This window comes from Aeoliella mucimassa, from assembly GCF_007748035.1.
In the GTDB taxonomy this organism is placed as follows: Bacteria; Planctomycetota; Planctomycetia; order Pirellulales; family Lacipirellulaceae; genus Aeoliella; species Aeoliella mucimassa.
The window spans coordinates 6,407,671-6,423,345 of the sequence record NZ_CP036278.1; the positions used below are offsets into that span (position 1 = coordinate 6,407,671).

The window sequence follows — 15,675 nt, forward strand, 5'->3', positions numbered from 1 at the left end:
TAAGACTCCTCAAGGTAGTTATGGTTCTAGCACCGCGCGAACGCGCTCGACCGTATCGGCCGCGTCCAATTCTAACTTACCGAAGCCCTGGATGGCACCAATTGCCTGGGCCGCCTGCTGATGTTCAGGAAAATTCGTAATCAGCATCACCGGAATCTCCCCCAACTCAGGGGTCGATTTGATTTGCTTGATCACGTCGATGCCATCGGAATAGTCGATATCGAGCTTACGATTCACCACCACCAGATCGAAGGGGTGCTGCTTGAGCTTCGCCAGGGCGTCGTCCGCCCGATCGGCTTGCGAGACCTCGCAGTCGAAGTGTTTGGTGAAGAATCGCTTGAGGGCGCCGTGGTCGGGCCCGCAGTTGCCAACGTCGAGAATCTGTTTCATAGCCATATCGTAGAGTAGGGGAATGTCGCCGGATGGGGTGGCTGGCACGGCCCATCGACCATCGGTGCGGTGCTTCAGTAAGGCACCTAATAACGGAACACTAGGTCGTGTTGACATTTATGTAGCGTAGATTTTGTCGAAATGGTATCACGGTGTCGTCCCCTACTTGCTCATGGAGGAGCGAATAGATGCGACGGCACGAACTGACAGACGAACAATGGTTGAAGATTCGAGGCCATTTGCCTGGCAAATCCGGCGATCCCGGTCGAACCGCGGCGAGCAATCGTCGGTTCGTGAACGCGGTGTTGTGGATCGCCCGCACAGGCGCGCCGTGGCGCGATCTTCCCACTCGCTTTGGCCCTTGGAATTCGGTATTTCAGCGTTTCAATCGATGGTGCAAGCGTGGCGTCTGGCGGCAAGTCTTGGAGACTCTGGGCGAAGAGCCCGACTTGGAGCACTTGCTACTCGACTCGACAACGGTCCGAGCCCATCAACACGCAGCGGGCGTAAAAGGGGGCTCGGTGGCGAAGCCATGGGCCGCTCGCGCGGAGGTTGGGGAACGAAAGTCCACGCCGCGGTAACGGGCGATGGCCGCCCGGTTCGTCTGACTTTGACGGGTGGCAACCGACACGACATGCACCAAGCAGAAACGCTGCTGGAAGGACTAACTCCCGAATACGTCGTCGCCGACAAAGGGTATGATTGCCATTGGTTTCGCGATCAGATTCGTCGCCAAGGCGCGAAGCCGGTGATTCCGACTCGCCGTGGGTTTCGACAGAAAAGGTACGATCGCACACGCTATAAACTCCGAAATGTCGTGGAGCGGTTCTTCAACCGGTTAAAACACTACCGTAGGGTCGCTACACGATACGATAAAACTGATCGAAACTACGATGGATTCCTCTGCCTGGCGTCACTCATGATCAGCTTGGCATGAATGTCAACACGACCTAATCTTCGCGAGCCTGCCAAGCGAGGTTGGCTACGACTCGCGTCGATTAGTGTTCGTGAAAACTTCGTCAGGGTACGCTAGGCAGTCGCCTGCCAGTTGGCGAGCGGGTGAGCCTAGTTGGCGGGCTCTGCTCCTTGCTCAATGGCGAACAAGTGGGTGCGGTTGGCGATGTACAAAATGTTGCCAGCCACGATCGGCGTGGAGTACACGCTGTTGCCCATTTCGATTTCGCCGTAGTAAGGCAGCATCTCACCACCGTCGTCGACCATGGCGACGTTCGGATCGGCCGAGTGACGGAAGATAGCAACTTGGCCATCTTCGTCGCCGATGTAAACCTTGCCATCGACCACCAACGGCGTGCCCCAGCACTGGGCCAGCATGTCGTAGCTCCAGTTGAGCTTGCCGGTCTTCGCGTCCAGGCAGTGGAACAATCCACTGAAGTCGGCGATGTACAGAATGCCGTCTTTGATGGTCACGGTACCGCAACTACGGTGCATGGTTTCTTCGTAGGCAATGTCGCCATCGCCATCGGCGTCCTGCTCGCTGTAGTGCCAGACCGCAGCCGAGTTCGGATTCGGACGCACGAAGTCTCCTTCGTCGGGATCCACCGCCTTGATCCGCTTGTGCGAGATCGGCTCGCTGGGATTCGACGAGTTGAAAGCCAGTTCGGGGCTCACGTCGCCACGGCCATTGGGATCGATGCACCACAGGTGACCAATGCCTTCTTGATGCTCAGGATCCTGTCCCACGGCCACGTAAACGAGCCCGTCGTACACCACGGGGGTCGCGATAATGTTGTTACGCGTGCCGCGGCCGCCGAGAATCCACTCCGACTCCTTGGGATTCGCGTCGAACTTCCACAGCAGCTTGCTGTTGCCATTGCCATCGCCGGCAGGATCGAACGCGTAGACCCAACCGTCGCCACCGCCGAAGATCACCATTGCCTGGCCATTGATCTCCGCAAAAGTGGGGCTCGACCATTGCCCGTGCAGAATGTTCAGCCCTGGCGAGCTATCGCTCCAGAGTACTTTGCCGGTGTTCTTGTCGACCGCCATGAAGCTGGGGGCTTCGGGAGCGGGCAGGTTGATGTGCGACTCGTCGAGGCCGTTCGAGGTGTTAACGAACAGGATGTCGCCTACGCCGGTGATGGAGCAACTGCACATGTTGTGCTGGCTCACGTAGTACGGCTCGGCCATGAAGTTCAGCACCCATACCACGTCGGCTTCGTCTTTGCTTTGGACGGGCTCGTCCTGGTAGGGACCATCGTTCTCGCCGTCGTAGAAGCCTTCGGTATCGACGCAACGCACTTCGCCACGGCTGGTGACGAACCACAAACGGTTACCTTCGACGTAGGGAGCACAGCAGATGCCTTGCTCGGGCCAGTCGTGCACGCGACCGGTCTTGAGCTTCTCGCTGGAGTGCTGCCAGCGGAACTCACCGGTTTCGCGATCGAACGCGAGCAGCACGCCGAGGTCGACACTGGTGGGATAGCGCTCGAGCCAGCCACCGTTGTTGTTGGTACCAACGTACACTTTATCGCCAGCGACGACGGGGTTGCCATAGCTCTGCGAACCGAGCCGCGCGACCCACTTGATGTTCTTCGCTTCGGTCGAGTCCCACTCGCCGGTTTCGGGATCGAAGTCGCCGACTTCCCACTCGGTGGGGATGTTATTGCCGACCGGGGTGTTGTTGCGCATCGAGTCGCCACCCCATTGCGCCCAGTCCTGAGTGATGTCCTCAGCCAGGGCGAAAGAACTGCATGCAGCAAACACCGCCACGATGCATAAGCTGGTTCGTGAATTGGTCATGAAATTAAGCCTTGGTAAAACGCGAGTATGATTGTGGTCGGCATCGCTCAAGTGTCGAGCGAACCGGTGGCTAGTTCTCGGTGACTTCAATGTTGTCGACGTAAGCCTCGGCGACCTTCGAGTCGCCGAACAAGCCGGGGGCTCCCTGCAGGTTCGGGGCTTTGTCGACGAACTCCAGGGTCCAGTCGCTGGGCTCGTCGGTGCCGCGTTCCCACACCTTACCCATCACGTGGGCGTGGTCTCCTTCGGGAACGACCTTGAGCTTCAGAGTATACCACTTGCCTGGTTCGAGCTTTTTGCTCAGCGTCCCTTGAGTGCGTTCGGGATGAGTGCACCAGCTGTAGAGTCGCACTTCCTGATTCGGTCCGAACAGGGCAAACGTGTAGCAACTGTTGATCACGCCGATCGTCGGCAGCGTGGCGTTCGCTCCGTCAGCCGATTCGCTCGGGAACTCAGGCACGTCCTCTTCGGTCGCACCCTCAACGCCTGGCTTGCCGACGGTCATCTGCACGTCGGCCTGGATGGTGTAGTCGCTCATTTCTGGCGACCCCATCCACATCTGGCTACGCGTACCGAGCTTCGTGGTCGGCGCGCCTGGCTTGGTCGGCAGTTCCGTCGGCTTGGCAATGTAGTGATTGCCCTCTTTGCCTTCGCGAACCACGTAACGGATGCGGCCACCGACCCACGTGAGCGGCACGTCGTCGGCTTGCTCGAAGTCGAACTTCCAAGGCAACTCCGGCACGATGCGAATGCGGGCGTCGCCCTTCAGTTCGCCCATGGTGCAGGTGACCAAGGCCGACTGGTGAGCGGCATCTTCCGGGGCGGTGTAAGTGCCATCGGAGGTGATCGATCCGGGGCCGGTCACCACGAACGATAGCTCATCGGACTTCGCATCGCGAATGTATTCGCCTTGGGCGTTGTAAACACGGACGCGAACCTCTTTGGTGTCGCCGGGGGCGACAAGCGAATCGTAGGGCACCACCTGCAGGTGAGCTGGCTGGTCGGCGATCGATGCATCTTCGCTCGACTCACTGGCGAGCGTCGCCTTGCTGTTCTTCGCCGCTTCGATGCTGGCTTCGGTGCCGATGCAGTACAGGCCGTCGGACATCGGAATGTAGATGCGGCCCTGGGCGGCAATCGGCGAACCATCGGACGATTGCCCGCTGATCCGCATCTTGTGCAGCACCTCGACGCCATCTTCGGTCGGCTTCAAGGTGTACCAACGACCGTTGTTGGTGCAGACGTAGATTTTGCCGTCGGCGTAAAGCGGAGTGCTCCGCTGCACGGTGCCGAGCGCCTTCTTGGCGATCTGCTCGCCGGTCTCGAGGTCGAACACGAACAACTTCGCGCGATCGTCGACCACGTACACTCGGTTGTCGATAATCAGCGGCGAACTCTTGCCCGCCATGACTTCGTAGTTCTTCCAGATCTCCTGGCTGGCCGATCCGCTGGTCGCGTTGCCATCGAGCGCGACCATGGCGCCCATCGTGTTGCCAACCGTGTTTTCTTCGCTGTGGCCGGTAATCACTTTGCCATGCTTGGTAACCTGCGGGGCGACGTTCAAACCGCGGCCCGACAGTTCGTAGCTCCAGATCGGCAGCCCGGTGCCGGCTTGCATGGCCCACACCTTGCCATCGCCGGAGCCGAACACCAACGCGTCCTTGCCACCCAGGGTAGTGAGCGTCGGGGTGCTGTAGGTGGTATCGTGCGGAATGAGCGTGGTGCCCTTGAGCCAGCGAAGCTCGCCCGACTTCTTATCGAACGCCATGAAGCGGTGCGCCGGCTTGGCCAACAAACCCCACTGCGGGGTATCGCCCCAGCCGATGACGACCGCGCTGATGATAACCGTATCTTCGTAAATCAGCGGAAAGTTGGTCCGCCCGCCGTACGTACTGAGCAATCCATATTCTTCATGCAGACTGCGATCCCACTCCAGCTTGCCTGTTTCGCCATCCAGGCAGCAGAAATATCCACAAACCCCTAAAGCGTAAACTCGCCCCGTTTCGGGATCGCCGACCACGCTCGACCAACCGACGCGGGTGTCGGGTACGTCGGACAGGTAGACATTGAATTCATATTCCCACAGTTTTTTGCCGGTTGCTGCGTCGAGGCATACGACTTTCTCGCCTTCGAGATCGGTGCCAGGGTGATTTCGGGTAAGCGTATAGAGCTTGCCATTCATCACGATCGGGGTGCTGCGACCGCCGAGATCTTCGTTTTTCCAAAGCAGGTTGCTGCCTTCGCCGCCGCGGGGGTCCCACTCTGCAGGTAAATTAGTCGCTGGCGAAGTGTGGTCTTGCACAGGACCTTGCCAGATGGGCCAATCGAGCGGATCGGTTCCGGGCGTCACGATGTTCTGACCGTAGGTCGGCGACATTGCCGCGCATAACGCGAACATCAGCACCGAGGCGCAATGAGTGAGCTGGTAACGGTTGGTAAGCCGTTGCATGCAATATCTCCAATTATGTGTGCGGCACCAGAAAGGTGAAGGAAGGTACGCAGGGGGATGTAGCTGGCCGTAAGTTTCGCTTACCCAAGCGGGGCGGTGAGCGAAACTCTCCAACTGCGCGGTAGTGAAGCATAGCACAAACAGACCAAAACAACCATCAGTTTCAAGTAATTTCGGGCGGATGATCCGCACAACCGCTACAGCTTACGGGGCCCTCAAACTTTGCGCAAAAATTGACCTAAACCATTCGCCCAAAAACAGTTGCGATGATTCAAGGGTCGCCGGCAAAGGGCCCGATAGATGTGGATGTTGTCGGAAATGGCAGTCATGCTTTTGAAGACGACACCCCGCGACATGCGTCAACAAACCGGCCCAAACTGAAATCGAGTCAAGGATTGGCTCGACTGGTGTTGACGTCCCCTGTGAAGATCCCCCCACGCCATAGCTCGCCCCAAGTTGACTCCCGGTTCGAGCGGACCGGCCACCTAGGCTCTCCGCGACCCACCTTACCGAACACCGGGGGAACGGCCATCGGAACGATGAGCGGACCTTAGGTTGCGCTGTTCCGGTCCTCGGCCGAGGATTCAACCCTAAGCAAGGCCAAGGGAGGTCTCGCATGAATAGGAGATAGATATGATGAAATGGAACCTGTTCGGAGCGCTCCTCGCGAGTGCCCTACTTGCGAGCCCCAGCTTTGCCGGTGGCTTGTGTGGTTGTGAGCCTAGCTGTTGTGCTGCTGACGACTGCTGCTCCAGCGACCCTTGCTGCGGCGACACCTGCTGCTCGAAGCCTTGCTTGCTCGACAAGCTCTTCGGCAAGCTGAAGGGTCACGGTTGCTGTGATCCTTGTGGCGAACCAAGCTGCTGTGCTACCGACGATTGCTGTGGTACCGACCCCAGCTGCTGTGCTGCTGATCCTTGCTGTGGCGATCCTTGCTGCTCGAAGCCCGGTCTGCTGAACAAAGTGTTCGGTAAGATCAAGGGTCACGGTTGCTGCGATCCTTGCGGTTGCGAACCCAGCTGCTGTGCTACCGACGATTGCTGTGGTGCTGATCCCAGCTGCTGTGCTGCTGATCCTTGCTGCAGCGATCCTTGCTGCTCGAAGCCTTGCTTGCTCGACAAGCTCTTCACCAAGATCAAGCACCGTGGTTGCTGCGATCCTTGCGGTTGCGAACCCAGCTGCTGTGCCACCGACGACTGCTGTGGTAGCGAACCTAGCTGCTGTGCTACCGACGATTGCTGTGGTGCTGATCCTTGCTGCGGATCGACCTGCTGCTCGAAGCCTTGCTTGCTCGACAAACTGTTCGGCAAGCTCAAGAAGTCGAACTGCTGCGATTCGTGCTGCGAGCCCAGCTGCTGTGCTACTGACGATTGCTGCGAGCCGAGCTGCTGTGCCAGCGACTGCTGCGGTGGAGCCGTTACTCCCGCTCCTGCCGCCCCAGCCGAAATGGAAGCTGCTCCTCAACCAGTGGAAGCCACGGACGCCCGTTTCCGTCCAGTGCCTCCTCGCCCGATGGCCGACCCCAACGCTGCTATTGGCCGTCAGCGCGACGTCGTACGCACCAGCTTCACTCGCTAAGCAACGTTGCTGCTTAGCAGTAACCATGTGAAGTAAAAGCGTCGATTCCCCCTTCTGAGAACCTGCTCTTGGCAAATTGCCAGGGGCAGGTTTTCTTTTTTTACTAGCCGATGTTTTTCGCATTGCGATTGTTCCCTCGCCCGATATTCGGGTATACCGCACGAATATCACTCCGCGCCGAGCGTCATGTCGGACCGCAGTGCCGCGAAACCGATTGCATCGTTCGCACGTAGTAAACGCAACTCGCATCCGTTTTTCCCTCCATTCCGCTAGTTGGTCATCCATGCCTGCTCCCAACCCGTTGCTCTGGTCGGTTTGCTGCGTGCTGGCATTGCTGTCGAGCACCGCCGCGGCGGTCGAACCCACTGTCCAGCTGCCAGCGCCTCCATCCACCCAACCACCAGCGACGCTGCAGCTAACCCCGCCTGCCAACGCGAGCGACGTCCAGCCGAACGAGGCGGCAACACCAACTCCCAAGCCGGCTCCCTCCTCAGCCAGCGACCACATCTCGGCCAGCGATCGTATGCTCGCCAATTCGCTCGCGGCCATCGTTCGCGAAGCGATTCCTCGCGAGTACGAGAAGAAGAAGGACTGGGGCAGCACCAAGCACATCACCACTGGCATCACGACCGACGAACCTCTCTACAAACTAAAACTGCACCGCAAGAAGACCGAAGTCTCGCACGGCACCTGGAAACAGTATCGCGTCAAGTTCATCGATCCCGACGAGCAACTTAGCGTCTCGGTCGAGAACCTGCATAGCCTCGAGTCGGCCGGGCTTGGCTTGCGACTCCTGGTCGAAGCGAAGCTCGAAGGTTGGGCGCAGATGCGGCGCTACGAGCGCGGCATTCACATCATCACCCTCACTGCCGAAGGCGACTCGCGACTCAAGCTGGCGATCGACTGCGAAGTTCGCATGCGGGCGACCCCGCAAGGCATGGCCATCGACCCCAAGGTCACCAACGCCCAGCTCGAGCTGCAACGCTTCAACCTCACGCGCTTCGGCGAACTCCACGGCAAACTCGCCGAGGAGTTCGGCGACGGGCTCGAGTACCTGCTGAAGGACCAGCTCGAAAACAAAAAGCTGACCGCAAAGCTGAACCGGGCGATCGACAAGAAACGCGACCGCCTGGTGCTGCTGCCATTCACCACCGCGAAACCCCAGGCCGATGATGCCAAAACGGGGGACAACACCGCGGGGGACAACACCGCGGGAGACAACACCGCGGGAGACAACATCGCGGGAGACAACACTGCAGGGAACCACACCGCGGCCCCCTCGACCAGCAAAACCGCCGCGCAGCCATCCGCCCGCAAATAGATTCCCAACGCTGGCGAATAGATTCCCAATTTTCCCACCGATGGGAAAATTGAATCGGCACGCACTCTACAAAACCAGTGGTTTTCGACCTCGAATAGATTCCCATTTCCCAAAACGCATCGAGTGGGAATCTATTTTCTCGCTGGGAACTTATCGCAAGTCGTTTGTCAGTAGAGAGTTGCATCAACACCTCCGCGATAGGTACCCAAAATAGATTCCCATGGGTGGGAAAGTATTTTTGGTTGGGAGTTGGAAGTTGGGAGTTGGAAGAGTCCGTAGCGTGGGTCCAGGAGCTTCCAGCGACGCAGCCCCACGGCCGCTTTCACAACCGCGCAGCAGCGAACGCCCACGCAAGCGGCATCGCGGTCAGAGACCGCTCCTACAGCGCGCTTGCGTGGTGAATGGCCTTACTAGTTTTCATGTTCACTCGGTTACATCTTTCCATCCTCCTCCAACAACGGACCACGGACAACAAACAACGGACCACAAGATACCTGTCCATTAGAACACCACAGGTGGCCAATTCCTAGTGAAAACTTTGGAAACTCTGAGATGCGCAAATCACTCGAAATCACCCTCCGCGAGCGGAGGATCGGGCTATCAGGCCCGGGGAGGTGGGAAGTGGAAAACGCGTCTTACTGTTTCAAAGCCGACATCGGATAGCACCCAATTCACAATGAAGAGTGGTAAGGATCCAACCGGTCTCAGGCCACACAAATTCACACGAATTGTCGCTGGGTGCCACACAGGAATCCCACGCCCCGAAGGGGCAGCTACAGGCCAGCCCGGGACATCGCCCCGGGAAATGGAATCAGTAACCAACGTCAAACCGTCAGGCCCTCCCCGGGCCTGATAGCCCGACCCTCCCGCAAGCGGGTGGGTGAGTGAAGACATGAGTACTACGAGATTCCCCTCGTACTGCCCCCATTCCCTGAAAGGGAATCGTCGCCCAGCGAAGGGTGGCGCGCCGGCGAGCTCCGCGAGCCAAAGCGCTACTCTGGATAGCTGTTCTCGCTGACCACCGGTTGAAGCCCGCGATATCACTCCACTACATGACGAGCCGTCGCGAAACCACTACCCCGATCCTCTGGCATACCCCCTACGCTACCACATCGTGGATCACGTAGCCGTGCACGTCGGTCAGGCGGCGGTCGAGGCCGTTGTAGTAGTAGGTGAGTCGCTCGTGGTCGAGCCCTAGCAGGTGCAGCACGGTCGCGTAGTAGTCCCACACGGTGGTCGGGTTCTTCACCGCCCGGCGGCCGAACTCGTCGGTGGCCCCGTAGCTTACGCCGCCGCGGACGCCGGCACCCATCATCCAGCAGGTGAACCCGTCGGGATTGTGGTCGCGGCCTTCGGTGTTCGCCTGATGCGTCGGCATGCGGCCGAACTCGGTGGTCCAGAGCACCAGCGTGTCGTCCAATAGCCCGCGTTGCTTGAGATCGGTCAGCAGCGCGGCGGTCGGCTGGTCGAAGATCGGCCCGTGCCGTTCGTAGTCGGCCTTAAGCGTCTTATGGGCGTCCCAGTTCAGCAGCCCGTCTGCGCCGGAGGCTCGCGACGCGCAAAACAGGTTCACGTAGCGAACGCCCTGCTCCAGCAAGCGCCGGGCGAGCAGGCAGTTGCGGGCGTACGACGCTTTGAGTTCGTTGGTGTCGTTGGTGCCGTACAGCGTGTGAGTAGCGGCCGACTCGCGGGCCAGGTCGCACACTTCGGGCGCGGAGAGCTGCATCCGCCCTGCGAGTTGATAGGCGGCGATGCGGGCTTCGAGGTCGGAGTTGCCGGGGTGTGCGGCCGCGTGCTTTTGGTTGAGGAAATCGAGGAACTCGCTGGTGTCGCGTTCCTCGTCGTGCGAGATCGACTCGGGAGTCTGCAGGTTGCGAATTGGCTGCTGGGCGCTGAGCATGATGCCTTGGTGCGCGGCCGGCAAGAATCCGCTCGCCCAGTTCGCCTTGCCGTTCGGTGGCTCGCCGCGGACGTCGGTAATCGCCACGTAGGCTGGCAGGTTTTCATTCTCGCTACCCAGCGCGTAACTGCACCAAGCCCCGGCGCTGGGGAACCCTTCGGTCGGATGGCCGGTGCTCATGAACACGCAACCTGGGCCGTGGGTGTTCGACTTCGATTGCATCGAGTGAATGAACGCGATGTCGTCGACATGCTTCTGCATGTGAGGAAACAAGCTCGTGATCTGCTTGCCGGTTTCGCCGCAAGGCACGAACGCCCACGGGCTGCGCATCAGGTTGCCGTTTTTGCCCTGGAAGCTCACAAAGTTCTCTTCACCCGGCAGCGGCTGGCCGTGGTACTTTTCGAGCGCCGGCTTGTGCTCCCACAGATCCATGTGCGACGCAGCACCTGGGCAGAAGATCTGCAGCACGCGTTTCGCGCGGGGCTGATAGTGCGGTTGCGGAAGCGTCGCTGCACCCGCTTCGAGGCAGGCGAGCTTCGCGAGCCCCACGCCGGCCAGCCCGGTGGTAACGCAGTCGAGGAAGCCGCGCCGCGAGAGGACTCGCGCGAGGAAGTCGCCGGAAGGATGGGGACTCATAACCTGCGGTCGCCTTGGGGTTAGTCGAGATAGAGGAACGGGTTGGCATTGAACATCGCGCGACCGAAAGCGGGCAGCCCATGCGTTTCCACCAGTCGCACGGCCGCTTCGGCCTCGTCGGGGGCAGGGGGGCGGGCGAACGCCAGCTCGAAGGCGAGCGCGACTTGCTCGTGGGGGTCCTCGCTCGCGGCGGCGAGTCGCTCGGCCAGGGCTTCCGACATTTTGAGCGTGAAGTCGTGGTTCAAGAGCGTGAGCGCCTGCAGCGGCGTCGTGGTGCTCGAGCGGCGCGGCACCGCGAACGCGCAGTCGGGCGCATCGAACTCGGTCATCAAATCGATTTGCGTCGCCCGCGCGCGATGCTGATACACCGAGCGACGATAGGTCTCGGGGCCATGCACGTCGAGCGGGTGATAGGTGGCCACGTTGTCCTGCACGTAACGGAAGAGCCGGAAACCGGGCCCACCCATCTGTGGGTCGAGCTCTCCGGCCACGGCCAGCATGGCGTCGCGGATTTCCTCGGCCGCCAACCGCCGCGGCGGGTATCGCCAGAGCAGGGTCGAGTCGCCATCCACCTGAGCCATCGCGGGGCGGTACTCGCTCGATTGACGATACGTGGCCGACAGCATGATTTGCTTATGCAGCGGCTTGAGGTGCCAGCCGTTGGTGCGAAGTTCGCTGGCCAGCCAGTCGAGTAGCTCGGGATGGGTGGGCTCGCCGCCGAGGAAGCCAAAGTCGCTCGGCGTGGCGACGATGCCGCGACCGAAATGGCCTTGCCATAAGCGATTCACCACCACCCGCACCGGCAGCGGATTGTCGTCGGCCACGAGCCAGTCGGCCAGCGCCTGGCGGCGGTCGGCTTCTGGCGAGTCGCTCGCCAACTGGTAGGTGCTGGCCGCTTTGATGCCCGACGGACTAGCCGGCTGCACCAGGCTGCCGAGTTGCTGAGGGCTACCGCCGCCGAAGACATGGAACGGGCCATTCGCGGGATGGTAATGCCCCTTCCAAGGCTCCGGCGTCTCGCTCACAGCGCGGTTCTCGCTGCCGAGCGAATCGACGTTGTGCGTCACGCCGGCAAACGTGGCGTACATCTGGTAGTAGTCACGCTGCGAGATAGGATCGAACTTGTGATCATGGCAACGGCTGCAACCAACGGTCATGCCGAGGAACGCTTCGCTGGTGGTGCGAATCATCTCGTCGATGGTGTTCGCGCGAATCTGCGCTGCCGCAGCGGCATCCTGATTGCCGACGTTGTCGTACGGGCCGCAGACCAGGAACGTGGCCCCCATCGCCGCGGCGGGATCGTCGGCCGCCATCGTATCGCCGGCCAGGTGCTCGCGGATGAATTGATCGAATGGTTTGTCGTTGTTGAACGAGCGAATCACGTAGTCGCGGAACGGCCAGACGTTCACGTGAATCACGTTACGCTCGAAGCCGTTGCTCTCGCCGAAGCGAATGACATCGAGCCATCGACGGCCCCATTGCTCGCCATAGTGTGGCGAAGCGAGCAGGCGGTCGATGAGCGACTCGTACGCGGCGTCGCCCACCTTGCCAGCCTGGCCAGTCTCTTGCTGGCATTCTGCGACAAACTGCGCGACCTCTTCTGGCGTCGGCGGTAGCCCCAGCAGATCGAACTTCGCCCGCCGCAGGAGAGTCACTGGGTCGGCAGGGGGCGACGGAGTAAGCTCCGCCGCAGCGAGCCGGCGATAGACGAAGTGATCGATCGGGCTCTGCTGCCATTCGGCAGGTGCTTGGCTGCCAGGAACTTGCGGCTTGGCGATCGGCTGCAGCGACCACCAATCGTAGCCCGCTCGCTTGTCGGTGGTGCGGGCGAGAGGGTCGAGCGGCTGCGGCGGATAGTACGCCCCTTGCTCGATCCATCGCTTGATTGCAGTGACTTCGTCCTCCGACAGCGGTTTGTCGGGGGGCATTTGCCCGCTCGACACGTAGTCGTACAGCAGGCTATCGCTCGCGCTCGACGGGGCCACGGCCGGGCCGCTATCGCCGCCGGCGAGTAGTTGCTCGCGGGTTCGCAGATCGAGCCCCGCCTGGCCCGATTCGCCATGGCAACTCAAGCATCGGGCGAGCAGCACTGGCTCGACCTGTTGGTGGAACTGCGCGGCCCCCGACGGAGCTTCCTCCTCTTGCGCGAAGCCGGTTGCGACGACGCAGCCGAACGCCATCGCCCCGAATGCCAACGTAAGTAATCCTACGCGCTTCATGCGGCCGCCCTCCCGTGTTAGAGAACTTTTGCCACATCGTAACGGCGGGACGCGTCGATCGCAAAGAAATTCGCGTTGCCTGGGGTTACTCTTTGAGTTGGAACAACCGCCGTAATGCGTCGAGCAGGCTGCTGTGATTATCCGACTCGGCTTCGTCGCGGAGCGATTTCATCGGCGGGTGCAACAGCTTGTTGACGAGCCGATCGGCGAAGCGCGTGATTTCTTCGCGGGTTACCTCGTCGACGTCGCCGAGCTTATTCATCAGCCGAGTGAGTTCCGCCTGCTTTACCACATCCCACTCGTCGCGCAACTGCACAATCAGCGGCGAGCTGACCTGCATGCGTGTGTCGGTGAGAAACCGCGCGGTCTCCTCGCCGATAATCCGCTCGGCCTTCGGCATCTCGCGCTGGCGGTTCTTACGATTCTGATCGCAGGCGGCTGCCAGGTCGTCGATCGAGTAAAGGTACGTGGCCAGTTCGTCGCCAATGGTCGGTTCGAAATCGCGGGGCATGGCGAGGTCCAGGATAAACAGCGGGCGCTGCTTGCGTTGATTAATGATTTGCTGGCGGTAGTAATCGAGCGTCACGATCGGATGCCCGGCCGCGGTGGTCGAGATCACCAGGTCGGCCTGGATGAGCTGCTGGTGCAACTCGCCCCAAGTGGCGGCTTTGCCGTTCCAAGTGGCCGCGAGGCTTTCGGCCCGCTTGTGGTCGCGGTTGAGAATGGTGAATCGCCGCGCGCCGGAGTCGCGGAGGTAGCGCAGGGTTTCGTCGGCCATTTCGCCGGCGCCGATTACCAGCACTTCTTTGTCGTCGAACCGCTCGAAAATGCGGCTGGCAAAATCGGCAATCGCCACGCTGGGGATGCTCACTCGATGGCGGTGCAGGGCGGTCTCGCTGGCCACCCGGCGGGCCACGCGAAGCGCTGCTTGGAAGCAGCCATGCATGTGCGGGCCGGCCGAACCTAGCTCGCAAGCCAGCTCGTAAGCCGATTTGACCTGGGCCAAGATTTGCGGCTCGCCAACCACCATGCTGTCGAGGCTGGCTGCGACGCGAAACAGGTGCTCGACCACCGCTCGACCGTCGAGCGACACCAGTTCGCTAGCGACCTGGTCGACCGGAATCGAATGGAAGGCAGCCAGGTACTCGGCCAGGGCTGAGTCGGTGGGGGCCGGCGCGCCGTCGAGTCCGGCCGCGTAGAACTCGGTGCGGTTGCAAGTCGACAGCAACACCGCTTCCACGCCAGGATGGGCCTGGTGCCAGGCGGTCAAAGCATCGGCCGCCTCGGTTGGGGTGAACGCCAGTTGCTCGCGGATGGCGATCGATGTCTTGTGATGCGAGCAACCCACCATGCGAAGGTTCATTGCCAAACCTCCCCGCTGGTGGTGCGATCGGCCGCGGTGCTCAATTGCGCGGTGGTATCGCGCGGGGGTGGGCTACCATGGATCGCATTGGAGCTAAACACGATGAGCGTAATCACCAGGAACCCAAACGACGCTAACGTTAAGTAGGCCACTTTGCGCCCCACGCGAGCCGAGGGATACACCATGCGAAACAGTTCCGCAGCGACAAGCCACAGCAGCATGAACAACAGACTAAGCACCACCGGGTCGGCAAGCAAACGATAATTCGCCTCGCCGCCATGCACGATTCGGCTGAGTATGAGTCCGCTGATGAACCCACCTGCGACGAGAATGGCCGACAGGCCGAGCGCGCGGCTATTGGTTCGCTCGAGCCATTCGAGGCTTGGCAATTGGAACTCGCGCGACGAGGGCACCTTACGTTTGAGTCGCCAGCTTTGGATCAGGTACATCAGCCCCGCCAGGAAGCCCACGCACACGGTCACCGTGGCCAGCATCATGAACACGCCATGCAGGTTGCTCCACAGTTTCGACGCTTGCTGCGCAGCGAATGGTTCGTGGCTGGCCCCTTCGCCGATGGCAATCACTAGTAGCACCAGTGGCAACACAAACAGCCCCATCGCGGTATTCGGGGCGGTGAACACCACCCATAGGTACGAGGCCGCTAGCACCCAGGCGACCACCAGGTACCAGTTTTCGGGGCTGCCGAGTATGGCGACGTCGTCCATCGAATGGCTGGCCAGGAACCACGAGTGGGCGACCAATCCGGCCACGGCCATCACGACCATCGCCAGGCGGTGCCAGCCAAAGCGCACCCACAGCCCGGCTACTTCCAGGGCCAAGGCCACCGCGTAGCTAGCGACAAAACAGAAGACGGTCACACCGGACATGGATCTTACCACTCGAATCACTCGGAAATCGTCGAATATTGTAGTATCGGCGGGCGAAGGCTGGTTTTCAATGTTCGGGCTCCAGAGGTCGTAAAACCCGCGAGTTTCAGGCCACTCGCCTGGCACGGCACTCCAAGCAAACCGTCGGCACGACGAACCTCCCTTACGCACT

The 15,675-nt window shown here is 60.7% G+C and carries 9 protein-coding genes and 1 pseudogene; 3 read left to right on the forward strand and 7 right to left on the reverse strand.

Annotated features, from left to right (window positions below):
* Nucleotides 1-18: 18 nt before the first annotated feature.
* Complete coding sequence (locus Pan181_RS25095; RefSeq protein WP_231943700.1) at nt 19-507, reverse strand: response regulator; 489 nt, start codon at nt 505-507, stop codon at nt 19-21.
* A gap of 71 nt (nt 508-578) precedes the next feature.
* Between Pan181_RS25095 and Pan181_RS25100 the strand changes: the two are divergent.
* Nucleotides 579-1,327 (forward strand): annotated as a pseudogene (locus tag Pan181_RS25100) (IS5 family transposase).
* 128 nt (nt 1,328-1,455) lie between these two features.
* Here Pan181_RS25100 and Pan181_RS25105 read toward each other — a convergent pair.
* Together Pan181_RS25105 and Pan181_RS25110 are read right to left on the reverse strand one after the other, a co-directional pair.
* Entirely contained in the window at nt 1,456-3,150 is a 1,695-nt protein-coding gene (locus tag Pan181_RS25105) for an outer membrane protein assembly factor BamB family protein (protein ID WP_145251631.1), read from the reverse strand.
* 70 nt (nt 3,151-3,220) lie between these two features.
* Nucleotides 3,221-5,599, reverse strand: a complete 2,379-nt coding sequence (locus Pan181_RS25110; RefSeq protein ID WP_145251633.1) for a PQQ-binding-like beta-propeller repeat protein — start codon at nt 5,597-5,599, stop codon at nt 3,221-3,223.
* 633 nt (nt 5,600-6,232) lie between these two features.
* Here Pan181_RS25110 and Pan181_RS25115 point away from each other — a divergent pair.
* Nucleotides 6,233-7,177, forward strand: a complete 945-nt coding sequence (locus Pan181_RS25115; RefSeq protein ID WP_145251635.1) for a hypothetical protein — start codon at nt 6,233-6,235, stop codon at nt 7,175-7,177.
* Between the two features lie 283 nt (nt 7,178-7,460).
* Nucleotides 7,461-8,498, forward strand: a complete 1,038-nt coding sequence (locus tag Pan181_RS25120) for a hypothetical protein (RefSeq protein ID WP_145251637.1) — start codon at nt 7,461-7,463, stop codon at nt 8,496-8,498.
* A 1,099-nt stretch (nt 8,499-9,597) separates the two neighbouring features.
* On the opposite strand, the gene Pan181_RS25125 is transcribed toward Pan181_RS25120, so the two are convergent.
* The 4 genes from Pan181_RS25125 to Pan181_RS25140 form a co-directional block, all read right to left on the reverse strand.
* Nucleotides 9,598-11,034, reverse strand: coding sequence for a DUF1501 domain-containing protein (locus Pan181_RS25125; protein WP_145251639.1), 1,437 nt, complete (start codon nt 11,032-11,034; stop codon nt 9,598-9,600).
* A 20-nt stretch (nt 11,035-11,054) separates the two neighbouring features.
* Complete coding sequence (locus Pan181_RS25130; RefSeq protein WP_145251641.1) at nt 11,055-13,253, reverse strand: PSD1 and planctomycete cytochrome C domain-containing protein; 2,199 nt, start codon at nt 13,251-13,253, stop codon at nt 11,055-11,057.
* An 85-nt stretch (nt 13,254-13,338) separates the two neighbouring features.
* Nucleotides 13,339-14,616, reverse strand: coding sequence for a glutamyl-tRNA reductase (gene hemA / locus Pan181_RS25135; RefSeq protein WP_145251643.1), 1,278 nt, complete (start codon nt 14,614-14,616; stop codon nt 13,339-13,341).
* Nucleotides 14,613-15,503, reverse strand: coding sequence for a cytochrome c biogenesis protein CcsA (locus Pan181_RS25140; protein ID WP_145251645.1), 891 nt, complete (start codon nt 15,501-15,503; stop codon nt 14,613-14,615). The genes hemA and Pan181_RS25140 overlap by 4 nt, the downstream gene beginning before the upstream one ends.
* Nucleotides 15,504-15,675 lie beyond the last annotated feature (172 nt).